Origin of the sequence: Flavobacterium esculini (assembly GCF_048284325.1) — a bacterium.
In the GTDB taxonomy this organism is placed as follows: domain Bacteria; phylum Bacteroidota; class Bacteroidia; order Flavobacteriales; family Flavobacteriaceae; genus Flavobacterium.
The window spans coordinates 106,671-132,497 of the sequence record NZ_JBLVPI010000003.1; the positions used below are offsets into that span (position 1 = coordinate 106,671).

17 protein-coding genes and 1 pseudogene are annotated in these 25,827 nt (G+C 35.8%); 6 read left to right on the forward strand and 12 right to left on the reverse strand.

Annotated features, from left to right (window positions below):
* The first annotated feature begins 45 nt into the window (after nucleotides 1-45).
* The 3 genes from nagA to ACNQGG_RS03905 all read left to right on the forward strand — a co-directional run bounded on the left by nagA (nucleotide 46) and on the right by ACNQGG_RS03905 (nucleotide 4,165).
* On the forward strand, nucleotides 46-1,167 hold the full coding sequence (gene nagA / locus ACNQGG_RS03895) for an N-acetylglucosamine-6-phosphate deacetylase (RefSeq protein ID WP_417961725.1): 1,122 nt from the start codon (nucleotides 46-48) through the stop codon (nucleotides 1,165-1,167).
* 52 nt (nucleotides 1,168-1,219) lie between these two features.
* Nucleotides 1,220-3,157 (forward strand): glucosamine-6-phosphate deaminase, encoded by a 1,938-nt coding sequence (nagB, locus tag ACNQGG_RS03900; RefSeq protein ID WP_417961726.1) that lies wholly within the window; start codon nucleotides 1,220-1,222, stop codon nucleotides 3,155-3,157.
* Nucleotides 3,158-3,295: 138 nt separating this feature from the next.
* Nucleotides 3,296-4,165, forward strand: coding sequence for an EamA family transporter (locus ACNQGG_RS03905; protein ID WP_417961727.1), 870 nt, complete (start codon nucleotides 3,296-3,298; stop codon nucleotides 4,163-4,165).
* An 83-nt stretch (nucleotides 4,166-4,248) separates the two neighbouring features.
* Here ACNQGG_RS03905 and ACNQGG_RS03910 read toward each other — a convergent pair.
* The 10 genes and pseudogenes from ACNQGG_RS03910 to rhaT form a co-directional block, all read right to left on the reverse strand.
* Nucleotides 4,249-4,380, reverse strand: a pseudogene (locus ACNQGG_RS03910) (YegP family protein); the annotation flags it as partial.
* Between the two features lie 129 nt (nucleotides 4,381-4,509).
* Complete coding sequence (fbp, locus tag ACNQGG_RS03915) at nucleotides 4,510-5,529, reverse strand: class 1 fructose-bisphosphatase (protein WP_417961728.1); 1,020 nt, start codon at nucleotides 5,527-5,529, stop codon at nucleotides 4,510-4,512.
* A gap of 118 nt (nucleotides 5,530-5,647) precedes the next feature.
* A complete protein-coding gene (locus tag ACNQGG_RS03920; protein ID WP_417961729.1) occupies nucleotides 5,648-6,235 on the reverse strand; it encodes a LutC/YkgG family protein in 588 nt (195 codons plus the stop codon).
* The gene (locus ACNQGG_RS03925) at nucleotides 6,228-7,628 is read right to left on the reverse strand and encodes a lactate utilization protein B (RefSeq protein WP_417961730.1); all 1,401 of its coding nucleotides are present in this window, start codon (nucleotides 7,626-7,628) and stop codon (nucleotides 6,228-6,230) included. Before ACNQGG_RS03925 ends, ACNQGG_RS03920 begins: the two co-directional genes overlap by 8 nt.
* Before the next feature lie 71 nt (nucleotides 7,629-7,699).
* Entirely contained in the window at nucleotides 7,700-9,070 is a 1,371-nt protein-coding gene (locus tag ACNQGG_RS03930) for a glycoside hydrolase family 28 protein (protein ID WP_417961731.1), read from the reverse strand.
* A 53-nt stretch (nucleotides 9,071-9,123) separates the two neighbouring features.
* Nucleotides 9,124-9,864 (reverse strand): (Fe-S)-binding protein, encoded by a 741-nt coding sequence (locus ACNQGG_RS03935; protein WP_417961732.1) that lies wholly within the window; start codon nucleotides 9,862-9,864, stop codon nucleotides 9,124-9,126.
* A gap of 1 nt (nucleotide 9,865) precedes the next feature.
* Nucleotides 9,866-11,227 carry an FGGY-family carbohydrate kinase gene (locus tag ACNQGG_RS03940; protein WP_417961733.1) on the reverse strand — a complete coding sequence of 454 codons (1,362 nt, stop codon included), beginning with the start codon at nucleotides 11,225-11,227 and terminating at the stop codon, nucleotides 9,866-9,868.
* A 13-nt stretch (nucleotides 11,228-11,240) separates the two neighbouring features.
* Nucleotides 11,241-12,515, reverse strand: a complete 1,275-nt coding sequence (locus ACNQGG_RS03945) for a sugar isomerase (RefSeq protein WP_417961734.1) — start codon at nucleotides 12,513-12,515, stop codon at nucleotides 11,241-11,243.
* 178 nt (nucleotides 12,516-12,693) lie between these two features.
* Nucleotides 12,694-14,835 (reverse strand): bifunctional aldolase/short-chain dehydrogenase, encoded by a 2,142-nt coding sequence (locus ACNQGG_RS03950; protein ID WP_417961735.1) that lies wholly within the window; start codon nucleotides 14,833-14,835, stop codon nucleotides 12,694-12,696.
* Nucleotides 14,836-14,888: 53 nt separating this feature from the next.
* Nucleotides 14,889-15,938 carry an L-rhamnose/proton symporter RhaT gene (gene rhaT, locus ACNQGG_RS03955; RefSeq protein WP_417961736.1) on the reverse strand — a complete coding sequence of 350 codons (1,050 nt, stop codon included), beginning with the start codon at nucleotides 15,936-15,938 and terminating at the stop codon, nucleotides 14,889-14,891.
* Between the two features lie 732 nt (nucleotides 15,939-16,670).
* On the opposite strand from rhaT, the gene ACNQGG_RS03960 reads away from it, so the two are divergent.
* The gene (locus tag ACNQGG_RS03960) at nucleotides 16,671-17,711 is read left to right on the forward strand and encodes a GntR family transcriptional regulator (RefSeq protein ID WP_417961737.1); all 1,041 of its coding nucleotides are present in this window, start codon (nucleotides 16,671-16,673) and stop codon (nucleotides 17,709-17,711) included.
* A 130-nt stretch (nucleotides 17,712-17,841) separates the two neighbouring features.
* On the opposite strand, the gene ACNQGG_RS03965 is transcribed toward ACNQGG_RS03960, so the two are convergent.
* Together ACNQGG_RS03965 and ACNQGG_RS03970 are read right to left on the reverse strand one after the other, a co-directional pair.
* Nucleotides 17,842-19,719, reverse strand: a complete 1,878-nt coding sequence (locus tag ACNQGG_RS03965; protein ID WP_417961738.1) for a rhamnogalacturonan lyase — start codon at nucleotides 19,717-19,719, stop codon at nucleotides 17,842-17,844.
* Nucleotides 19,720-19,862: 143 nt separating this feature from the next.
* A complete protein-coding gene (locus tag ACNQGG_RS03970; RefSeq protein ID WP_417961739.1) occupies nucleotides 19,863-21,341 on the reverse strand; it encodes a glycoside hydrolase family 28 protein in 1,479 nt (492 codons plus the stop codon).
* A gap of 266 nt (nucleotides 21,342-21,607) precedes the next feature.
* On the opposite strand from ACNQGG_RS03970, the gene ACNQGG_RS03975 reads away from it, so the two are divergent.
* On the forward strand, nucleotides 21,608-22,921 hold the full coding sequence (locus ACNQGG_RS03975; RefSeq protein ID WP_417961740.1) for a rhamnogalacturonan acetylesterase: 1,314 nt from the start codon (nucleotides 21,608-21,610) through the stop codon (nucleotides 22,919-22,921).
* Between the two features lie 22 nt (nucleotides 22,922-22,943).
* Nucleotides 22,944-25,811 carry a glycoside hydrolase family 2 TIM barrel-domain containing protein gene (locus tag ACNQGG_RS03980; protein WP_417961741.1) on the forward strand — a complete coding sequence of 956 codons (2,868 nt, stop codon included), beginning with the start codon at nucleotides 22,944-22,946 and terminating at the stop codon, nucleotides 25,809-25,811.
* Nucleotides 25,812-25,827: the final 16 nt, after the last annotated feature.

The following is a 25,827-nucleotide window of genomic DNA, read 5'->3' on the forward strand; positions in this document are numbered from 1 at the left end:
TATTTTTTAAACAGGAATAGGTTAAACACATTTAAATTATAAAAAATGAAACAAGCCATTGTTAACGGAATTGTACATACTGGCGATGAAATAAATAATGATGTCATTATTATAGAAAATGGAATAATTATTTCTGTCCAAAAAGAAATTCCCAATACTATTCCTCTAATTGATTTAAAAGGAGAACACATTTCTGCTGGTTTCATAGACATCCAAATAAATGGTGGAGAGCAACTTTATTTTAGCCAAACTCCAACAGAAGAAACCATTCAAGATATTTATGATACCAGTTTGAAATATGGTACTACGCATGTACTGCCATGCCTGATATCTTCTTCTAAAGAAACCATTCTTCAAGGAATTGAAGCCATTCGTAATTATAAAGCAAAATACAATAATGGAGTACTGGGAATGCATCTGGAAGGTCCTTTTTTGAATCCTTTAAAACGAGGGGCACATAGTATTAATCAGGTTCGTACACCTACTAATTCCGAATTAGAAGAAATTATCCGTTACGGTAAAGAGGTGATAAAAGTAATCACAATTGCACCGGAATGTTTTACAGATGAGCAGTTGGACATGCTGTTAGAAAGCGACATCGTTATTTCTGCGGGACATTCGACGATGACCTACAAAGAAGCGCAATATTATTTTTCTAAAGGGATTAAGCTGGTTACCCATTTGTTTAATGCGATGACTCAATTTGGGCATCGGGAACCCGGTTTAGTTGGTGCAACATTCGAAAATGAATCTGTTTATGCACCTGTTATTTTAGATGGTGCGCATTGTGATTATGCCGCTGCCAGAGTAGCATATAAACTAAAGAAAGACAAATTCTTTTTAATTAGTGACGCTGCTTTTTTAGGACGCAAAGTTGCCAATTTCAAATGGGAAAATTTTGATGCCCATCTAGACAATGGTTTTTACAGAAATGAAGAAGGTAATCTAGCCGGTGCCAGTATTTCGATGAAAGAAGCGGTTCAGAATGCATTCAATCATTTGAACGTATCGGCTGATGAAGCAATTAAAATGGCGACTTGCCGAGTAGCAGCCGCTATTAACATGGAAAATCAATTGGGTAAAATAAAACCGGGATTCCCGGCAAGTTTTGTCACTTTCAATGATAATTTGTCAAGAATAGAAACCCTAAATTATAATCCGATTTAAACAATCAATATTAAAAAAACAACTACACAACTAACTCAAATAAAAAATTAAAATGAAAAGTGTTTTAGAAATTAAACCTGACATCAGTTATAAAAGTGCCGGTAAATTTGAAGAAACGAGATTTGAAAAAATTCATAACGAAATTTTCAAAAATTCGGTTGAAGCTTCAAAAATTGTTGCACAAGAAATAGCGGCATTAATTAGATCCAAGCAAGCCGAAAATAAACCGTGTGTACTTGGTTTGGCTACTGGCTCTTCTCCTATAAAGGTCTATGAAGAATTGGTACGAATGTATAAAGAAGAAGGACTTAGCTTTAGTAATGTGGTCACTTTCAATTTGGATGAATATTATCCAATGACAAAAGAAAACAACCAAAGCTATCATTATTTCATGCATCAGCATCTTTTTAATCATATCGATATTAAACCGGAAAATATAAATGTCCCCGACGGAACGGTAGCGATTGATGAACTGAATCAATATTGTATTGATTACGAAATGAAAATTAAAAATGCAGGAGGACTTGATTTCCAATTATTGGGTATCGGCCGTACAGGACACGTTGGGTTTAATGAACCTGGTTCCCACATCAATTCAGGAACCCGAATCATTACTTTGGATCATATCACAAGAATAGATGCATCGTCAGATTTTAATGGTATTGACAACGTCCCTAAAAGAGCGATTACGATGGGAGTTTCTACCATTTTGAGATCCAAAAGAATTGTATTAATGGCTTGGGGCCAAAATAAAGCTTCCATCATAAAGAGAACCATTCAAGGAGAAATAAGTTCCGAAGTTCCTGCTACATTTTTGCAAAATCATACCAATACTACTTTTGTTTTAGATCAATCGGCAGCTTCCGAATTAACCCGATTTGAAACACCTTGGTTGGTAGGAGAATGTATTTGGACACCCGAATTAAAAAATAAAGCCATTGTTTGGCTTTGCCAAGAAACTAAACAATCGATATTAAAACTGACCGACAGGGATTACAACAATAACGGAATGTCGGATCTTTTGGCACAAGAAGGTTCTGCTTATGATTTGAATATTAATATGTTCAATGTATTGCAGCATACCATAACCGGATGGCCAGGAGGAAAACCCAATACGGATGATTCCCACAGACCCGAAAGAGCCAATCCTGCAAAAAAAAGAATCATCCTTTTTAGTCCGCATCCGGATGATGACGTGATTTCTATGGGAGGCACTTTTTCTAAATTGATAAAACAAGGCCATGATGTTCATGTAGTGTATCAAACTTCTGGAAATATTGCTGTCACAGATGATGAAGCATTGAAATTTGCTGAAGTTTGCAATGATTTTATTGGAGAAACTGATTGCAATATTGATTTTCCTGCGGTAATCAATTTCATTAACAACAAAACCGAAAATCAAATTGATTCTCTTGAAGTTCGAAAATTAAAAGGCCTAATCAGACGTCGTGAATCGTATGCTGCAACAAGATACATTGGCTTAAAAGATGAAAACACGCACTTTCTAGACCTTCCTTTTTATGAAACGGGCCGAGTAAAGAAAAACCCATTAGGCCCTGAAGATGTTGCCATAGTTTCTGCCATTATTGCAAAAATAAAACCGCATCAGGTTTTTGCTGCTGGTGATTTGGCAGATCCACACGGTACCCATGAAGTTTGCTTGAATGCCATATTTGTCGCCATGAAACAACTCAAATCAAAACCTTACATGAGTGATTGTTGGTTATGGTTGTACAGAGGTGCTTGGCATGAATGGGATATCCATGAAATAGATATGGCCGTTCCCTTAAGTCCTGATGAAGTTTTGCTAAAAAGACATGCTATTTTGTACCACCAGTCCCAAAAAGACAGAGTGATGTTTCAAGGAAACGACTCCAGAGAATTTTGGGTTAGAGCCGAAGATCGCAACAAAAATACCGCAAAGATTTATGACGATTTAGGACTTGCTGAATATGAAGCTATTGAAGCTTTTAAACGTTTTGATTATTAAAAAAAAGTAAGATTCAAATAACAAACTCTGTTTGGGAACCATGTTAAATGGGCTCCAAACGGAGTTTTTTCTATTATTACCCTACATCTATTTAAATTATAAATTTTGTAGTTTTACTCCCTATATTTGAATCTTTACATGAAAAATAAATTAATCAACATTTCTCCTATACCTGCAGTACTCTTCGCAATAATAAGTGTGCAATCAGGAGCGGCTATTGCTAAAGGTCTTTTTCCTGTTTTGGGTGCTGCTGGAACTGCATCACTACGAATTGGCATCTCAGCATTGCTATTACTGGCAGTTTACAGGCCAAATCTAAAAAAGATTACTGCTAACCAATGGAAATTAGTGATTCCTTACGGTTTGTCTTTGGGTGCGATGAATTTGGTTTTTTATCTTGCAATAGAGAGAATTCCAATTGGACTTGCTGTTACACTTGAATTCATAGGTCCGTTATTGGTAGCTGTTTTAGGTTCAAAACGGATGATCGATTTTTTCTGGGTACTACTGGCAGCCGCAGGAATTGTCTTGATCGCTCCATGGTCCAATAATGGAATAGACCTCTTAGGGGTTCTTTTTGCTCTTTTAGCGGGTGCCCTTTGGGCGGCTTATATTGTATTGGGAGGGAAAATTTCAAAAATAATGAAAGGTGGAGAGGCAGTAGCAACAGGAATGCTTTTTGCTGCAATACTAATTGTACCCTTTGGAATTCTAGGAAATGGGTTAAACAGCCTCACTCCAAAACTTTTCTCCTTAGGCATTGCGCTCGCTCTTTTGTCAAGTGCGATTCCTTTTACATTGGAAATGAAAGCACTCGGCCAACTTCCTGCCCGTACATTTAGTATTTTAATGAGTTTAGAACCTGCTGCAGCGTCAATTTGTGCACTTATATTTTTACAAGAACACCTTACTTTTAATGAAGTTTTGGCTGTACTTTTCGTGGTAATAGCTTCTGCTGGATCAACAATTACTTCCAGAAGACAAGAAATCAATACTGACTCCATTTAAACAAAAAGCCTATAAATCTAAGATTTACAGGCTTTTCTAATTTTTAAAATCATTATCGTTTAATTGCCCGTTTCATTATTTGATTAATTTGTCCTGTCATCAATAATTGCTTCAGGAGCATTCGTTTTTACGGATGCAATTCCATTATCACGTGAAGCTTCGTTCTCATATAGCTGGCTTGTACCAATTATTTGACCATTGGTAGCTTTTAGATTAACAGGTCTAATTCTTAACCGCAAAAGAAATCCTAATGACAAAAATGTCACAACCTTTAAGGGGAGTGACATTTTTACTAATATTAATCTATAAGAACCGTTAATCCTGTTGCTCCATGAGCAGTGGTACTAACGATTGTTCAACTCTGATTTATTGATAAATTCTTCCACTTTATCTACCATATTGGCACTACCACAAAAGAAAGGAGTTCTCTCATGCAATTCAGTAGGCAAAATTTCCATTATTCTGGAAACCCCGTCTGAAGCTTTTCCCCCAGCCTGTTCAGCTATAAATGCCATAGGGTTGCATTCATACAGCAGTCGTAATTTTCCTTTGGCTGCCCCAGAGCTTGTCGGATACAAATAAATACCTCCTTTGATCATATTTCTATGCATGTCCGAAGCTAAACTTCCAATATATCTTGAGGTATAAGGTCTATCCTCTTCTTCCAATTGGCAGTATTTAATATAGTCTTTAACTCCTTGTGGAAAATGAACATAATTCCCCTCATTTACCGAATAAATAGCCCCATCAACCGGAAATTTCATTTTGGGATGTGACAGGTAAAAAGTTCCTATAGCAGGATTTAAAGTAAATCCATTTACGCCATGACCAGTCGTATAGACAATCATGGTCGAAGTTCCGTAAATAACATAACCTGCTGCCACTTGGCTGATTCCAGGTTGCAAAAAATCTTCTAGTGTAACTGGCGTTCCTAAGGGTGAAATCCTTCTGTAGACAGAAAAAATAGTTCCTACGGAAACATTCACGTCTATATTTGAAGACCCATCCAAAGGATCCATCAAAACCACATATTTATTATTATTACTCTTGTCGCTGCCTTCTACGGTGATAAAATCATCATTTTCCTCTGATGCAATACCGCATACAATTTCTCTATTTATTAAGGTTTGAATAAACGTTTCATTGGCATAAACATCTAATTTTTGTTGCTCTTCCCCTTGTATATTTTTATCTCCTGCTGATCCAATAATATCAACTAATCCCGCTTTGTTCACCTTATAACTGACTACTTTTGCAGCCAATCGGATGGAGTTGAAAATTCGAGATAATTCGCCTGATGAATATTGAAAATCTTTTTGATTTTCGATAATAAATTCTCCTAAGGTTTTGTTGCTTTCTTCCATTATGAATTTCAGTAAGAGGTTAATATTTTATTTTTTGACAAAATTCGTAATCTAAAACTATTAAAATTCTTCTCATTTATTCTGCTCCTAAATTGGTGCATTACGAAGAAAAAAAAATCTAATCCATAAGAAACACCGTCAATCCTCTGGCTCCATGAGCGCCTAAAACTAACGATTGTTCAATATCGGCAGTTTTTGAGGGTCCTGCTATGAAAGTCCCAAAACCATATTCCTGATTTCCAATACGATCATATGCTTGATGCATAGTGGCTACAATATCTTTTTTGTTTACTACAATAGCCAAATACTGAGGAATAAATGTGGAAACGCGTTGCCCTAATAGAGCATCGGTTACCCAAAGCGCAGAGTTTTCAGCAACGCCAAAATGAGCTTTAACCAAAGTCAATTCTACATTTTCTAAAGTATGTGGATCATCGTTAAACCAATCAGTAGCTGCAATTTCAGCAAGTTCTGGAATCGTTGTAATCATTCGTTTTTCGGTGTCATAATTTTTTTTGACAAATGCAATTATGGCATCATAATTAGGGACCTCTACAAAGTCTCCACCGATTCCCTTCAATACCGTTTTATATTTGTCGAGTATCTCAAAAACTTCTAATCCTAAAGTACCTAAATTAGGTAATTCACTAGCTGTCGTGGGTTGGTTTTGTTTTATTTTTTCTAAAATAGTGGTTCTGCTACTCATTTTGTTTGTCTTTAGATTCCTTTCCATTTTTCTTGTACCACTCTCTAAATGATTCTTCAGGTGGTGCCGGCATTTCTCTTTGTTTGTACCAAGGATTAAGACTGTTATTGACCAAAACGGGTATGTTTTTCATCACAAATCGTCCTGCTTTTCCAGCAAAATCAAAAACCATAGGATTAGCCAAAACGGTTGCCATTCCTTTCATTGCTATAGTTTTCCCTAGCGGAGAATGTCCTTCTTTTACCAATACTTGGCGCCATTTATACAATTGATCGTGAATATCAATTTTTACGGGACACACATTCGTGCAAGAACCACAAAGGGTACTGGCAAAAGGTAAATCGGCATTTTTACTCATGTCAAGATTTGGTGCCAATATAGAACCAATAGGTCCTGCCACCGCATTGTGATAGCTGTGTCCGCCACTTCGTCTGTAAACCGGACACGTATTCATACAAGCCCCACAACGGATGCATTTCAATGAACTCCTGAAATCTTCCCTGCCTAATTGGGTCGTTCTGCCATTATCGACAATAACAATATGCATTTCTTTCCCGTCTCTGGGCGTTTTAAAATGGCTGGAAAAAGTGGTAATCGGTTGTCCGGTTGCACTTCTTGCCAATAATCGAAGGAAAACGCTCAAATGTTTGCGCTGTGGAATTATTTTTTCAAAACCCATACAGGCAATATGTACATCAGCCAGATGCACACCCATATCTGCATTTCCTTCATTGGTGCAAACTACAATTTCACCGGTTTCAGCAATAGCAAAATTGACTCCCGTCAATGCCACTTTTCGCGTAAGGAAAGTATCTCTAAGATGCAATCGCGCTGCTTCGGTTAAATATTGTGGGTCGTTATTTCCTTTTTCTGTTCCAAGGTGTTCGTGGAACGTTTCACTTACATCTTCTTTTTTGAGGTGAATTGCAGGTAAAACAATATGACTTGGTGGTTCTTTTCTAAGTTGAACGATACGTTCCCCTAAATCGGAATCGATCACATCAATTCCCTTTTCGGATAAATATTCATTCAAATGGCATTCTTCGGTAAGCATTGATTTAGACTTAACCATCTGCTTCACGCCATGTTTTTCCATTATGGAATGCACTATTTTATTGTGTTCATCTGCATCCGCGGCCCAATGGATAATAACACCGTTTTTCTGGGCTTTCGATTCAAATTCAAGTAAATACTCATGAATATTCGAAAGCACATTGTTTTTTATGTCTGAAGCCGTTTCTCTGAGTAATTCCCATTCTGGAATTTGAAAAGCTGCTTTATCTCTTTTTTCACGAACAAACCAAAGGGTTTCGTCGTGCCAATCTACTCGTTTAACATCTTTATTAAAAATCGCTGCGGCTTCGCTATGTTCAATATTTTTTTTTGAAGTCATCTTATATACGTTTGAAAATTGAATAATTATAAATAATTATACCGAAATCCTCTAATTTAATTATTTTTTTATCAATTCTTATTTACAAAATTCAATACATTTTCATGTATTGAATTATCTCCTTGAATTTTATCAGCTTTCACATTCTTAAGAAATACATTTTCTATTGGGAGTTCTTTTTGACCTAAAATTCTAGAAATAAATTTGGAATTAGTAGCGCTGATATTTTCAAGATTTATGTTATTTATTGGGGTAAGTCTTCGTTCAATAGTTGGAACTAAATCACGCCATTGATACAAAACATCCGTTTCAATCCCAAGTATCCCTTGATCGATTTTACCAGAAACGATATTGCTCATGTAAATATTTTTCACATATCCACCTCTGCGTTCATTGGTTTTTATGAACAGAAGATGGTTCAATTTGGCACCATCCACAACAGTGCATTTATCGATAAATACATTTTCTACACCACCCGAAAGTTCACTTCCAATGGCTACCAGTTGGTGCCCGTTTTTGACGATACAATTTCGCATCACAATATTTCTGGAAGGGGTATTCAATCGCCAAGCATCTTGATTACTTCCTGATTTGATGGCAATGGCATCATCGCCTTGGTCAAAAACACAATTTTCAATCAACATATTTTGACTCATTTCTGGATCCACTCCGTCATTGTTATGGCCATGGGCGTAAACTTTTAGATTTCGAAGCACAATATTTTTGGAAAGAAAAGGATGAATCGTCCAAAAAGGGCTATTGGTTATGGAAACGCCATCCATCAAAATATTTTCGCAGCGATTAAACTGTATGAATTGAGGACGGAAATTCGCGCTGTCATTAACCATTTGTCGCTCTTCCATTGGTTTATTGTAAGAAGCCAAATTGTATAAACGTTTCAAACTTTCCATATGTCCTTTTGGTCGTTTGAACCACTCTTTCCAAACATCCATTTTGGCTTTTAATTCTCCTTCACCCGTAATGGCGATATTTTTACATTGGTATGCATAAATCAGCGGAGAATAATTAAGACACTCATATCCTTCCCAAGAGCTGTGAACAGAAGGCAGATAATCCTTTGGATCTTCGGAAAAAAGCAGGATTGCTCCTTTATCCAAATGCAGATTGACATTACTTTTAAAATGAATTTTTCCAGTTAGCCACTCGCCTTTAGGAATCATGACTGTTCCTCCTCCAATTTTATTTGCTTTATCAATTGCTTTTGCAATAGCTAGGGATGTTTTATCCTTGTTCCCTTGTACTGCTCCAAAATCAACAATTGACACTTTTTTGCAATTACTAAAATCTGGAATTTTAATATTTGGCATCTTAAAAGGAGCTTCAACTATAATTTCTTTTACTGTTACTGAAAATTTATTTTCCTTAAAAGAGACTAAAATAAGGGACAGAAATAGTGCAAAATACAAAATGAAATTTTTCATTATAATCTTAATTAATTTATAGTTACAAATCTATTCTTCATTGTCGATTAAATTTATACTCTCAATGTGTTTAATATTTCTGCAATATGAATAATTTTTATCGGGCTTTTTTGTCTTTTTAAAATGCCTTCTAAGTGCATTAAACAGGACATATCGCCACCGGTAATATATTCTACCTGATGGTCTTCATGGTCTTTTATACGGTCTTGTCCCATTTTTACAGAAATCGCTTCTTCGGTGACACAAAATGTCCCTCCAAAACCACAACATTCATCTTTTCTGCTTAATGAAACCAGATTTATTCCGTTTATTTTACTTAATAATTGTTCCGGTTTAGAGAAAAATGGCGCATTCAACTCCGTCATTTGCGAAAGCTTCAATCCACGTTGTCCATGGCAACTTTGATGCATCCCTACTTTGTGGGGGAAATCCCCGGGGATCAATTCGATTTTCAAAATATCGGTGATAAACTCGGTTAATTCGAAAACACGCTTTCTCATTTGAGATGCTAATGCTTCATTGTTTTCATCATGTAAATGCTCTTTTACATGCAATACACAACTCCCGGAAGGGCATACAATATAATCAAACTCTGCAAAATTAGCAATGAAATTAGTGTCACAACCTTTAGTCAAATGTTCGTACCCGCTATTGGCCATGGGTTGCCCGCAGCAGGTTTGCTTCATTGGAAAACGAACATCACAGTCTAATTTCTGTAATAATTCATAGGTTGCAATAGCCACTTTTGGGTAAAATTGGTCCACATAACACGGGATAAAAAGTCCAATTTTCATATTAATGTTTGTAAAATTTTAAATCAATCAAATCATTTTGAATCAGTTTCGGATTCCAGTTTTTATGAATCGCCAATGCGGCACCTAGAGCACTTGCTTGCGCCATAGAAGCGGCATACACTTCCATTTCTGGAAAAGATTCTGCCAGTAAATTCATAAAAATAGAGTTTTTACTAAAACCACCATCTACAAATACCTTTTTAACGGGACTGTTATGAATCACTAAGTTAGTTGAAAGTATTTGCTGTGTAACGATATCCAACATCAATTGGTGATACGCAATTTCGTAATTTTTAAAATCACTAAGATTTCTCTTTTCGAAAGGAGATTCCTGAAGAATTTTATATTTATCATCATTTGAAGAATACCTTTTCAGGTTAATTTCTCTCAATTTATAAATGATGTTTTTGTCAAAAAGAATCTCTTTATAAGTATCCAATGGCAATCCAAAATGACTCGCTAACTTTTTGGTTTGCACTTCATGTTCATTCCCTGCAAACAATCGAGCCGCCTTCACAGGCTTTTCTTTGTATTGCAAATAGCACAAACAGTCGTATTGCATTTCATCAAAAGTCAGTGGGGTCTCATTGAAAGGATTCATAGAAATACTCCAGGTTCCAGTGGACAACAGAACGAAAGGCTCCGTAAAATTTATCATATAAGGAATAATTGCCGAGGAACTATCATGCAATCCTACTCCAACCGCTATATCTCCTATTATGTTTATTGTATGTCCCGCATCATGAATACGCGGAATTTTATCTATAATATCCTCTTTCTTAAGCCATTTGTGATACTTCATCTTCTTGAAATTCCAAAGATTGGTATGACAACCGATACTGGTGATATCCGCAAAATATTTTCCCGTTAAAAGAGAACTTAAATATTGTGGCAAGTGCAAACAATAGGCCACTTTTGCAAATAACTCCGGGTTTTCCTCTTTCAAACGGTAAATCTGCATCCCGGAATTTAAACTTCCTAAAACAGGAGAAGCTGTTTTTAACGCAAACTTTTCTTCTCCTTTATATTTATCATAAAACTTCTTTTTTAGCGCTTCAGGATATGGTTTTAGATAATTATACAATGGTGTTAAAGAGTTCCCTTCTTCATCCACATAAATAAAACTGGCTCCATAGGTACTAAAATTTACCGCTTTTAAGATATATTCTTTTAATTCCTGCATTTCTGACAACCTAAAAACGATCCAGTTTCTGAGTTCTGCAATATCTTCGCAAGGGAAACCATCTTCATCCACCGTTTCAGGAAGATTCGCTGATCTTTCCCAAACAATTTGATAGTTTTCATTAAACAGAAAGACTTTTTTGTTTGTTTTACCAATATCAAAAATCGCTACTACATTCATTTTTGATTGGTTTTTACAAGCCTGTAGCTACTGTTTTAAATCCTCTTTCATTGATAAGCCCTTTTCTTACTGCAAGATCACGGTATAATCCAACTGGATTTAATGCAGCTCCAGAGCGCAAACGTGCTTCAGCAACCAAGGCGCGAACATCCGTTCGGAAAGCATTTTGTAAAATCTCTTGTGCCGTTACGACATCATTCTCATCTTGAGCAATTTCCAATGCTTTTCGGTCAACAGAAAGTGCTTGTGCATAAGCAACCATAATCGCTTCTACCGATTGCAATAAATCTTCCATCGGATCTTTTACATTATGTGAAGCATCAATCATCCATCCTAAATCTTTAGCGTGATTCATTCCTCTGGCATCCATTCCTTCCACCAATTCGTTGAAAATCAAGAATAATTGGTATGGTTTTAAGGCACCAGCAGTTAAATCATCATCGCCATATTTAGAATCATTGAAGTGGAAACCACCTAATTTTTCTTCCATCAATAATAGAGAAACGATTTGCTCAATATTAGCATTTGGTAAATGGTGTCCTAAATCAACCAAAGTGAATGCTTTATCCCCTAATTTCTTCACATAAGAATAGGATTGTCCCCAATCAGCAACTGTGGTAGAATAAAAGTTAGGTTCCGCACATTTATATTCTAAATACAATTTCCAGTTTGATGGCAATGCTGCATAAATTTCTTCTAAACTTTCCAGTGTATTTTGATAGGCTTTACGGAAATTTAATTGTCCCGGAAAACAAGAACCATCAGCGAGCCAAACTGTTAATGATTCAGAACCCAAAGCAATTCCTTGTTGGATTACTTCAATATTATGAGCAACCGCTTGTTTGCGAACCGCTTTATTTACGTTTTGTAAAGACCCAAATTTATACGAATGCGCTTGATCAGCTTGATCTTGAAATGTATTGGAATTAACTGCATCAAATTTCAAATTGTGTTGTGCAGCTAATACTTTAATTGCTTGATAATCCGTTGGTATGTCCCAAGGAATGTGTAAAGAGATAGCTCCAGAAGCATTATTCAAAGCGTGTAGTAATCCTACATCCTCGATTTTTTCTTCTAATGAACGGGGTTCACCACCACCTGGAAAACGACCAAAACGTGTTCCTCCTGTTCCTAAAGCCCAAGATGGAATTGCGATTTGAAAATCAATTAATTTTTGGATAATACTTTCGGTTTCTGCAATTTCAGATGCTGTGAAAACCAATTTATTTTTATGAGCCTTTAAAAGGTCATCATTATGGGAAGCTATTTTGTATGATTCAATTAACATGATATTTTTTTTTTAAAATTAAATAAAAAACTTCTTTAAAAGAAGTTTATGGATGAAGTCTATTTTTAAAAACAACCTAGTTCTTTATAAAAGAACTAGGTTACAAATTTAGATAAATCTAACGTCCGAAAGATACGGACGTTAGAAAAATCAGTCTAAAAAACAAACATCTAAAAACCTATCTATAAAAGCCCATTGCTACTCCACCGTCAACATTCAAGGCATTTCCTGTTGATTTATTCAACAAGCCACCAACAAATGCGAAACAAGCATTAGCAATATCATCCGGCAATATAATTTCATTCAATAACGTACGTTTCGCATAGTAAGCAGGTAATTCAGGTACTGTAATACCATACGCTTTAGCACGACCTTCTGCCCAACCGCCTGACCAAATATTCGAATCAGAGATTACTGCATCCGGGTTTACCGTATTCACACGGATTTTATCTGCTCCTAATTCGGCAGCCATCAAACGTGTTAAGTGTGCCTGGGCTGCTTTTGCAGATCCATAACCAGGATTATTTGGTCCTGCAACTACTGCATTTTTAGATACGATATTTACAATATCTCCACCAAATCCTTGCTTGCGCATTACTTCTGTTCCAGCTTTAGAAACAATAAATTGTCCTTTTACCAAAATATCATACAATCTATCCCATTCTTCTAAAGTATGTTCAGCAATCGATTTTGAGATACTGATTCCCGCATTATTCACAATAATATCTGCACCACCAAAGGCTAAACAAGCAGCATCCAATGCTTTTTCGGTACTTTTTTCATCCGTTACGTTTAGCAACGTACTTGAAATAGCATCTTTACCAAAAGATTTGATAAAATCGGCAGTAGCAGCTTGCAAACGCTCTTCGTTGATGTCGTTGATAACAACACAAGCACCTTCTTCTGCAAATCTTTTTGCGATAGCTTTACCTATTCCTCCTGCAGAACCTGTAATCAAAGCGATTCTTCCTGACAAGGCTTTTGGTTTTGCCATACGTTGTAATTTAGCTTCTTCCAATAACCAATATTCGATATCAAAAGCTTCCTGACGCGGCAATGAAGTGTATTCTGAAACTGCTTCAGCACCTTTCATCACGTTTACCGCATTGATATAATATTCTGATGCTAAACGCGCCATTGTTTTATCTTTTGCGAAAGTGAACATACCCACTCCAGGATATAAAATCACAACAGGATTTGGGTCACGCATTGCTGGTGAATTTGATTTCTTGCAGGTATTGTAATATTCTGCATACATCGCACGGTACGCTTCAAAAGCAGGAGTTAATTTTGCTTTGATCGCTTCCACATCTGATAAATCTTCGTTTGGATCTAATTCCAAAACCAAAGGACTGATTTTTGTACGCAAGAAATGGTCTGGACAAGAAGTTCCAAGAGGAGCTAATTTTTCTAAATCATTCGAGTTGATAAATTCCAATACTCTCGCATCATCTGTATAATGACCAATCATTTTACGTTCTGATGAACAGAAACCACGTAATATCGGAGCAACTTTAGCCGCTTTCAATTTACGGGCATCTTCTGGAAGGCTTTCCAATTTTTGACCTCCAAAAACTGGACGTTTTTTTCCGTAGTTGCTTTCTAAATAGGCAGCACATTTTTCAGTTACTTCAAGTGTGTTGATATAACTTTCGTAAGAAGTGTCTCCCCAAGTAAACAAACCATGAGAACCCAACATTACTCCTTTTAATTTTTTTCCTTTTGCTTCAGCTTCTTCCAAACAAGCACGCATTTGTAAACCCAAGTCGAAACCTGGACGTTGCCATCCCACCCAACCGATTTCTCCGTTGAATAACTCTTCGGTGATTTTAGCTCCGTCTTTTGCAGCAGCAATAGCAATAGCCGCATCTGGATGCAAGTGGTCAATGTGTTTGAAAGGTAAGAAACCGTGTAATGGCGTATCAATTGAAGGTGCTTTTGACGCTAAGTCAAAAATACAGTGGTTGAATAATTCCACCATTTCGTCTTCAAATTCAATACCTCTGTATACGTTTTCAAGGTTTAGCAATCTTTCTAAATAAAGTGCAGCACAACCTGATTTTGTTAATGTTCCAATGTCGCCACCAGAACCTTTAATCCACATTACTTCAGAATCAGCTCCTGTTAATGGGTCTTTATCCGTAATTTTTACCGAAGTGTTTCCACCTCCATAGTTCGTTAATCTCAAATCGGCTCCTAATAAATTAGAACGATATATGAAAAGTGCTACTTCATCTCCTGCTAATGCTGCAGCTTTTGCGTCATCCCAAAGATAGCTTACGTGCTGAAAAGTCATGTTATTTGTATTTATATTTGACATAGTGTTGTATTAAAAGTGTTTATAAAAGAGTTTGAAAGTGAATGTTATAAATATTAAAGAGAATTCCCAATACCCACCAATACAATTGACAGAAGAATCAGACCAATACCTAAAAGGAATGTATTAAAGGTCTTTTTAGATACACCAGACCATTCTTTTAAATAAAATCCCCAAAAGTTAGCTGTTAAAATAATGGTAGCCATGTGTAGAATCCATGAACTTGCCCCATTACCTAATTTACTTTCGCCCATTCCGTAGAAAAAGAATTGCAAAAACCACATGGTACCCGCAATGGCTGAGAAAAGTGTATTTTTAGCAATTGGAGTATTCGTATTGGTATAATCTCCGAAAGTTTTGTTTTTGAAATTAAGATACATACACCAAATAAAGTTGGTTGTCAATCCGCCCCAAAGGATAATTATGTAGGTAACATTATTTTGAAACAAAGGATTGAAACCTTGTCTAACAGCTTCTTCCGCCATTGGTTTTCCAGCTTCAATTCCGAAATTGAAAAAAGAACTCAAGATTCCAGAAATAATAGCAATTATTAATCCTTTTACTAAACTAAAATCTTTATCTTTATCTTCATGACCTGTAGCAAAATCAGCTTCTTTAAGCATTCCTGCTTTTCCAGAAAAGGCAATTCCTATAAGGCAAACCAAAACACCAAAAAGTACTAATCGACCACCGGTATTAGATAACATATCGGTGAATGAAACTTTACCTGCAACTGGATAAAAATTATAATAAATAGATGGTACTAATGCTCCAAAAGCAGAACAAAACCCTAAGGTAATTGAGTTTCCTAATGACATTCCCAAGTAGCGAACACCAAGTCCGTATGTTAATCCGCCTATTCCCCAGATTAACCCCATTGAATAGGTAACTGCTTTTATAGATGGAGCTGCTGCACTAATAATTTCGACAAAACCCGGAATAGTTAAATAAGCCGCAATAGGAGGAACGATTAACCAAGAGAAAAAACCACCTACAATCCAGTAGCTTTCCCAAGCCCAACCTTTAACCTTTTTAAAAGGCATATAAAAACTTCCTGAGGAAAAACCTCCTATCGAGTGAAAAAGAATACCGAGTAATGATTCCATTTAATATTTTAATTTATAGGGTTAATAATTCTTGTGATGTAAAATAAAAGAATCTCTAAAACAAAACTGTCCTGTACTATCCTTTAGCAGATACCACATTTAATTCAAAAAATAAATTTTACAAAATAATGTGATACTATTTTTTTTTCAATTTTGAACACCTAAAAACTAACAATACAATAAATTGATTTTAGTATCAACTCTTGCCACAAGCTCATAAACACTCTCTTAAATGGAAATTATTGTAGTGAATTAGAAGATTTTGATGTTTTCTATTTTTTTAAACTTGTAAAATAGTTAGACTAAATTTAACATCCTCAATAATTGTATTTTTTGTCAAAAAGACAATTAAAAAATCATTGTTCAGGAATACAATTACTTTAGAATATCTCAATTTAATAATACTTTTTTTATACTATTTGTTTATTTAATCAAAAATAATAAAATAATGGTCATATTATCATAGCCATTTAATTTTAAAAAATTACATTTGTGTAATCGATTGCGCAAACATTTATTCTATTTTTTTCTTTTAGAAAAAAATATTTACGATGAGATTAATATTGGTATATTTATTCATAAAGTACCTGATTAAATTAAAACTTATAAATGAGGAATAATTAAGAATTAGCAACACTTATTTTTTTAGTCCAAAAAATAGTTTTTAAATAGAATACCTATTAATTAAAAAATTAATGCCTATATTTTGGGTATAATTTATTTGACATGGATATGATTAAGTTTATTAAGATAGATGAGAATTCGAGAGTACCTAAATACAAGCAGATTGTAGATTCTATCATCTTTAATATTTCTATAGGAAATCTCAAAATAGATCAAAAAATCCCTTCAATTAACATGTTTAGTGAGGATTTTTATATCTCTAGAGATACCGTAGAAAAAGCATACAATATTCTAAAGGAGCGAAAAGTAATTTCATCCATTAGAGGTAAGGGCTATTATATTACACGAACAAAATTAATTTCCAAAATAAATATTCTATTTTTAATTAATAAGTTGAGTTCTTATAAAATGACAACGTACAATTCTTTTGTCAATAGTATAGGTGCAAATTCCCACACCGATTTATTAATTTATCATTGTGATGAGACCTTGTTTTTGAATTTATTGGATAAAAATAAAGGAGCTTATGATTATTATGTTATAATGCCACATTTTAAAACAGACGATTTAAAACATGTCAGTTATACTGACGAAGTGGTTAAGGCTATTAAAAGACTGCCGAAAGAAAAGCTGATTATTATGGATAATATTAAGCTTGGAATGGACGGTGAAATTGTTGAAATTTATCAAGATTTTGAGAATGATATTTATAATGCTTTAAAGGAAGGACTTTCGAAAATAGTTACCTATGACAAATTAATTTTAATTTATCCTGAAAATGCGGTATATCCTTATCCAAGAAGAATTTTACACGGATTTAAGAAGTTTTGCATAGAATATTCTTTAAATTTTGAAATTCTTAATGAGGTATATGACGATATGATTCTTAAAAAAGGAGATTTATTTATTACCATTGAAGAATCTGATTTAGTTAATTTAGTAAAACAAATGAGGGATGATGAATTTGTTTTGGGAAAAGAGATTGGTATTATTTCCTATAATGACACTCCGTTAAAGGAGCTGCTAGGAATAACCGTTATTTCAACAGACTTCAAAATAATGGGAGAAACTGCTTCCAGAATGATTCTCAATAAAGAAAAAGGTAAAATAAAAATTCCTTTCAATTTCATCGACAGGAATTCGATTTAAGCTATTTTTATGCATTAGGAGCATAATTAATACCGTCTTCTGTTTTCAAACAAACGACTTCAAATGTAAAACAGGAACTACAAAAATAAATTGTGGCTCCTGTTTCCATCATAAAATAAACAGAAAAGGCTTATTTATTTTTTATTGGTTTAGGAAAAGGAACCATTTCAATGTTTGGTTTTGGAGCAGGCTTCATTCCTTTACCCATATAAAAACTGGTATGCGGCGGTTGGTTATAACCAACATTTTGCCAAGCAATACTCAATCGGTATTGTGGGTCATGCATTAATGTATACTGTCTTATTGCAGTTGGAATAGTAGTGGTATAAATGCGTAATTCGGTATTATCGGCACTTCTCAGAATAAGTTCTTCTCTCCAATCTCCAAAAATATCTGCGGACAGCGCAGGTGTTGATTTACTCCCATTATTGGATACCGCTCCGTCAGCAGTAAACAATCGACCTTTACCATATTTGTCTATATAATTAGAGTTGAGCAACTCTCTGGTAGCGTCACCGTCCCAATAAATTAAAAAATTAGTCGAGCTAGGAACTTTCCCAATTTTATTTCCTTTAATATCATATAGAGAGGAAGCGCCCGACCACCACATTTGAGCTCCAACTCTTGTTGAATCTATATTATCTGCAACACCTCTTCCAACATCTTCATTTAGAGCTTCGGTGAACAATACTTTTCCTGTCTCCGCTGAAAACAAAGCAACTCCCGGACCTTTTGTACCTTCTTCAATTTCGTGTACTCCAAAAACTTCCAAACCTGGTATATCCAGATCAAGGTCACTTACATGTAATGCATCACCATGCCTAAAACCAGTGGTGTATAACCCTTTTCCATTATCATCAATACACATAGACCCAAAAATGATTTCATCTTTACCGTCATTATCTACATCAGCTACGGAAAGGTTATGATATCCCATACCAGAATATGGATTATCGCCGTTTTTACTGTCAAATACCCATCGGGAAGTTAATTTATTATCCTTAAAATCCCAAGCGGACAAAACGGTTCTTCCATAGTAGCCGCGACACATTATTACACTGGGATGCACGCCATCTAAATACGCTACGCAGGCTGTAAAACGGTCTACCCTATTTCCTGTAGCATCATTTTTACCATTTCCCCCTTTTCCGCCCCAAGCACCAATATTACCTCTTTCAGGAATATAGTCAGCCGTTGTTATTACTTTTCCGGTTCTTCCATTAAAAACAGAAAGGTATTCTGGCCCTTGTAAAATTTTTCCAAAGGTTCTGGATTCTGGATTTGTATCTCTCCAATCTTTAGAAGCATCCCCAATTATTGTGTTAGCACTATCCATAGATCCATCTGCTGTTTTACAAACAAATTCTGAAATACCATCACCATCCAAGTCATAGACCATAAATTGCGTGTAATGTGCTCCTTCACGGATGTTAATACCCAGATTTATTTCCCAGAGAAAAGTACCATTTAAAGTATAAGCCTGAAAAACGGGCGGATCCGTAATTCCAGTAGAAGAATTATCTCTCCCACGTCCTGTTAAATGAACTATTAATTCATACTGACCGTCACCATTGAGATCACCAACAGAAACATCATTAGCGATATATCCTTTTTTTTCTTTTATCGGAATAGACAAATATTGCTTATCCGGACTATTTGAGGCAATGGTAAAACTTCCTAATGTTTCTTTTTCTACATCATTTAAGACACTTTTTACAAACCAAGTATTTTCTTCTTGAGGATTAGCGGAGGTATCTATCAAATTAGTAGCGCCAGTTATGAGACTGGTATTGACACGTACAGCATTTTTACCACCACTTTTTCTATAAACGTTAAAAGCCAGATGGTCTGGATCTGTCCCCAAAACACGCCAACCTATATAAAATTTTCCTTTTTCTTTTACAGCAATGATACCTCTATCTAGGTTTTCCATTTGTCTTTGACTAAATACAGTAGGTGTTGATAAAAGGAATAAAAAGAGGAAACTTAGTTTGTTTATAGCATTCATAATTGTTTATTTTGTTGTTATTATCTGATAAGAATAGTGCTCATTAGCCCTATCAACATATCATTAGCAGCTCTTTTTCCTTACCTATTGTTATTATTGATGATAGACCAAAAAGGAAAATAAGAATTTGACTATTTATTTTTTTAATCCCCACAGAGAGTTTCCGGAAAGATCACATTCGTTGCATTTTCTATACTTACTTTTGAGCCATCATTTGTTTTGATTGATACATTTCTCAACGTCCAATTGGAACTATAAGAAATTCTTCCTGCAGTTTCTGCTTCAATATGAACATTATCCAAAATGATATTTTCAATGGTAGACGCTGCCATTCCCTCCACGTTAATAGCCGTCCCCACTTTTTTAACCTGAATATTTCTGAGTGTGATGTTTTTAAAATATGGTATTCCTTTAGAGGCCGGTTCTACTTTGGTGAGCATTTTTTTCCAATGTTCAGGTAAATTTTCTTCGGTATATCCATCAGGAAGTTTGGAGTAACTATAGCTTGGATTCCAATTCATGGATATTTGTATAAAGGTGTTGCAATTTTCCATTTTTATATTTTCCATAAGCACATCTTCTACAGTACCTCCCCTATTAGAAGCTGATTTGATATTCAATCCATTTTTAGTACCGTCTCCCGTTATATTTGAAGCATATACATGACGAATCCTTCCTGAAGTTTCACTACCTAATGTCAATAGTCCTGCACCTTTGCGAGCGATACAATCTCGAATAACTACATACTCAGTAGGTTTATTTACTCTCAGGCCATCCCAATCTCTTCCGGCTTTTAGACAAAAGTTATCGTCATTGCAATCAATGTCACAATTTTGAACCAAAATCCATTTCGAAGAATCAATGTCTATTCCATCAGTACTTGGACCATGACCTCCAATGTTGTTTCTTATAGTGATACCATCAACGGTTATGTATTGAGAGTATAGCACTTGTACTGTCCAAAAACCGGCCTGTTGGATGTTCAGTTTCTTCAATGTAATATTTTTAGAATCAGAAATTAAAATAGTTCTAGGGCGTTGCGCATCATAATCTACAATCCAACGCAATCCTTTAGGTTCATATTGCTTGCGCAGATCCCAGTAGTAATCCCAAAATACTTTTCCTTGACCGTTGATTATTCCTTCACCATCAATCATAACATTTTGTTGGTTCACCACATTGATTAAGGCAGCTGGCCATTTCATTTCAATTCCTGCGATTCTGGTATCTATTTGTTTGTAATCCTTAATATCTTGACTTCCTCTAATTTCAACATCTTTGCCCACTTTAAAATGGATTCCCTCTTTTATAAATAAGGACCCTGTTAGATAAATCCCTTTTTGAAAAGTAACAACACCTCCACCATTTTTGGAACAGGCATCTATTGTTTTTTGAATCGCTATTGTGTTTAGTGTTTTTCCATCTGGAATTGCTCCAAATTCATTTACAGAATAACTGTTTTTTTTAAAAACAGTTGATTTAGATCCCACTTTTTTAGTCCAAGAAGGCAAACTGATACTGCTTGTACCATTTTCTTTCTCTGAATTATTCGTATTTTTTACTCCACAAGAAAAGAGACTAATATTCGCGAACAATACCCAAAAAATAAAAATATATCTCATTTTGTTTTAATTCAGTAATTATCAGGCAAGTTCTTTGTTTTTTATTGGTATACTATCCTGTACCTACCTGATTTTATAAATATCCATAGTGCCCTATATCAGCGCAATTCTCTAATCATTTTTCATCATCATAGTACAGGATACTATATTAAAAAGTAACCGTTATTTTTGAAAAACTATTAAATTTAAATCTTATACCGTTGGTAAATACTAGACGTTTATTATTACTTGTTTTTTTATGTTATCTGCCGGTCGAACTTTTTTCTATGCATTCGAATTATTTACTGCAAGAGCATAAAAATCCCATCTCTAAAGAAAAGACTCCAACTTCTGATGTAAATTCTACTAAGACCCAATTATTTTGTTTCGGGAGTAAGAGAAAATCTCAGAAAGGAACGCTCATTGATTCTCAATTGATCTTCGATTCAAAAAGAGGTTATGGTTTTGATTTTAATACTGCTCAAAATATAAAAATCAGTCCTACTGCTTTTACTGCCGAAAAACCAATTTACTTTTCAGTATCAGTTCCCGAGGGAAATTACAGCATTGAAGTAGCTATGGGAAGCAAAGAAAAAGCATCGAATATTACCATAAAAGCAGAATCCAGAAGGCTGATGCTGAACCAGTTTTCTATAAAAAAAGGAGATCAAGTTACCAAAACATTCAATGTAAATATTAGAAACCCAAAAATTGATGCTACCACCAATATTAGTCTTAAAGATAGAGAAAAAGACACCTTCAATTGGGACAACAAACTAACTCTTGAATTTCTAGGTACTGTATCTATCCAAAGTATTAAAATCATTCCTGAAGAAAATCTCTCTGTAGTTTATTTAGCAGGTGATTCGACTGTTACCGATCAAGATGTAGAACCTTGGGCATCATGGGGACAATTTATCACCAACTATTTTGATGATAACGTAGTTGTTGCCAATTATGCTGTTTCAGGTTCGGCTTTGAGTTCTTTTAAAGGAAGCAATCGTTTGAAAAAAATAAGCGCATTGCTAAAACCAGGCGATTATTTGTTTATTGAATTTGGACATAACGACGAAAAATTAAAAGGCCCTGAAAACACGGCTTGGGAATCCTACTCCAAATATCTGGCTGAATACGTGGAAACGGCTCGAAACAAAGGAGCTTTTCCAGTTTTAGTTACCCCAACGCAACGTCGCGCTTTTAATACCGACGGAACTTTGAAACCTACTCACGGCGATTTTCCCGATGCGATGCGAGCGGTGGCAAAAAAAATGAATGTTCCGCTTATCGACATTACCCAAATAACTACTGTATTATACGAAAAATGGGGTGTTGAGGCTTCAAAAAAGGCGCTGGTACATTATCCTGCCAATACTTTCCCGGGACAGGAAAAAGCATTGGAAGACAACACGCATTTCAATAGTTTTGGAGCTAACGAAATTGCACTTTGCGTGATTAAAGGCATTCGTGATCTTGACCTTCCTTTGAAAAAATACATCAGCAAAGAAACTCCTGCTTACGACCCAACGAAACCGAATTACATTTCGAATTGGACTCTTCCGATGAGTGCCCGTTTTGAAATTGCAAAACCTGATGGTAATTAAATCCCTTTTGAAAAACCTAATTATGTTACATAAAAACACCTTTCACTCTTTTGTTATTGTTGCGCTTACTGCGTTTTCTGCGCTGAACGGTTTTGCACAACAAACCGACAAAATATATCTTTCTGGAAAAGATTTTGAACATCCCGTGCAATGGGATTTTTATTGCACCGGTGGCAACAACAGCAAGACTTGGTCAAAAATAAATGTTCCTTCGCAATGGGAATTGGAAGGTTTTGGCGAATATACTTATGGCCGATGGTATAAAGAATTAAACCAAAAAGAACCCAGCAAAGAAGAAGGTTTGTACAAATATGAATTCGAAATTCCTGCCGATTATAAAGGCAAGGATATCCTAATCGCCTTTGGAGGAGCAATGACCGATACCGAAGTAAAAGTAAACGGAAAATTAGCCGGAGAAATTCACCAAGGTGGTTTTTATGAATTCAAGTATGATATTACTTCTCTTTTAAACTTTGGTGCCAAAAATGTACTGGAAGTCCACGTGTGGAAACATTCCAGCAACAATACCGTAAATGCTGCCGAACGCAAAACCGATTGGTGGCTGTTTGGCGGGATTTATCGTCCGGTTTGGTTAGAAGTCTCTCCAAAAACACAAATTCAACATATTGCGGTAAATCCAAAAATGGATGGTTCGATTTCTGTCGATATGAACCTTAAAAATATTGGCAAGAATGCCACTGTCGAAGCAACTTTAAAAGGTTTGGATGGCGAAAAATTTGCCACTTTTTCCTTTCCAATAAAAGCCAAAAGCACCAAAGAAACAATTGCTGCCCAATGGAAAAACGTAAAACCTTGGAATACGGAAACACCGAATTTATACGATTTGGAATTGGTGTTGAAGCAAAACGGAACCGCGATTCATAAAGTGGAAAAAAGAATTGGTTTCCGAACCTTGGAGTTCAAAAAGAAAGACGGAATTTATGTAAACGGCACCAAAATTATAATGAAAGGAATCAATCGTCATTCCTTTTGGCCGGAAGGCGGACGCAGCACCAGCAAGCGCATCAGCGTATTGGACGGGAATTTATTAAAAGACATGAACATGAATTCCGTGCGTGGCCATTATCCGCCCGACGAGCATTTCTTGGAAGTTTGTGATTCCTTGGGACTTTTTGTTTTGAACGAATTGGCAGGTTGGCAAAATTCGTATGACACCAAATTAGGCACCAAATTAGTCACCGAAATGGTTACTCGTGATGTCAATCATCCATCCGTAATTATTTGGGACAATGGTAACGAAGGCGGTTGGAATTACGATGTAGATAAAGTTTTTGAAGACAACGACCCTCAAAAAAGAATCGTGATTCACCCTTGGGCTGATTTCAATGGTTGGGACACGCACCACTACCCTACATATTTAACGGGCATGCACCGATTTAATAGTGGCGAAAATGTGTTTTTTCCAACGGAATTTATGCACGGAACTTACGACAACGGACACGGAGCTGCCTTGGAAGATTTCTGGACACGCTACAAACAAAGTCCTTTGTTTGCAGGAGGATTTATGTGGGCAATGCTCGACGAAGCCGTTTTCCGTTCGGATTGGAAAGGAGACACCAAATTTGATTCCAAAGGTTCTCTCGCTGCCGACGGAATTCTGGGACCACACCGTGAAAAAGAAGGCAGTTATTACACGGTAAAAGAAGTTTGGGCTCCCATTCAATTTGCAACAAAACAAATTACCGAAAGTTTTGACGGTTCTTTTTTGGTTACCAATGACTATCTTTTCAGTAATTTGAATTCCTGTAAAATGGAATATAAAGTACTGAAATCAGATGCCAACATTCTTTATACAAATGCCGTTCCAACAACATTAAGCTCTGGAAAAATTGACATTCCAAGCATTGAACCCGGAGAAACTCGCAAGATTAAATTTGCGGTTCCAGCCAACTTTTTCGAAGGTGATGTTTTGTCGATAACGGCAAATGACATCCATGGTGCAGCAATTTATACTTGGACTTGGCCTATTCACAAAGCCCAGTTTTATGCGAACAAGTTTTTGGTTGCCAAAACGACCAAAGCAAAAGCAACTGCAGTTCAAACTGGCAATGAGGTAACTTTAAAAGGAAGCGATATCAGCGTAACTTTGGATAAAACAACAGGTGAAATTCTTTCTGTCAAAAACGCCACTTCAGTAATTCCGCTGACCAATGGACCTCGACCAATCGGGATGAAAGCCAAACTAAAAGAAATTCAAGTAGCTCAAGAAGGCGAAAATTCGGTTTGTATCGTACTATATTCTGGTGGATTGCATTCCATAAAATGGACAATGCATCCAGATGGAAGATTCAAAATGGAACTAATTGCCCTGAAAAATGCCGAAAATGCCGGTGGTTTTGACGGAGCTTATTTTGAAGATAAAATTAGTGCTTTCGGAATCACGTTCAGTTTTCCAGAAAAAGGTGTTACGGGAATGAAATGGTTTGGAAGAGGCCCATATCACGTTTGGAAAAACAGAATCAAGGGAACGACTTATGGCATTTGGGAAAAAGAGTACAACACAACCATAACAGGGGAAAGTTTTGAAAATTTGGTTTATCCAGAGTTCAAAGGTTATCACGCCAATGTAATGGGTGCGAATCTAAAAGCGGGTGCATCATCTTTCAAAGTATTTAGCGAATCCGAGAATTTATTTTTACGAGTATTCACTCCCGATTTGCCTAAAAACGGTTTTCCGGGAAGCAATCCGCAACCCGCATTTCCAGAAGGAGACATTTCCTTTATGTATGAAATTCCAGCAATGCGTGATTTCAAACCTTTGGAACACCAAGGACCAGAAAGTCAAGCTACCAACATCCGTATCAAAAAGGGTGATGATGGAATTTCAATGAATCTTTGGTTCGATTTTAGAGCATTAACTGAAAAATAAAATTTATACCTTAAAA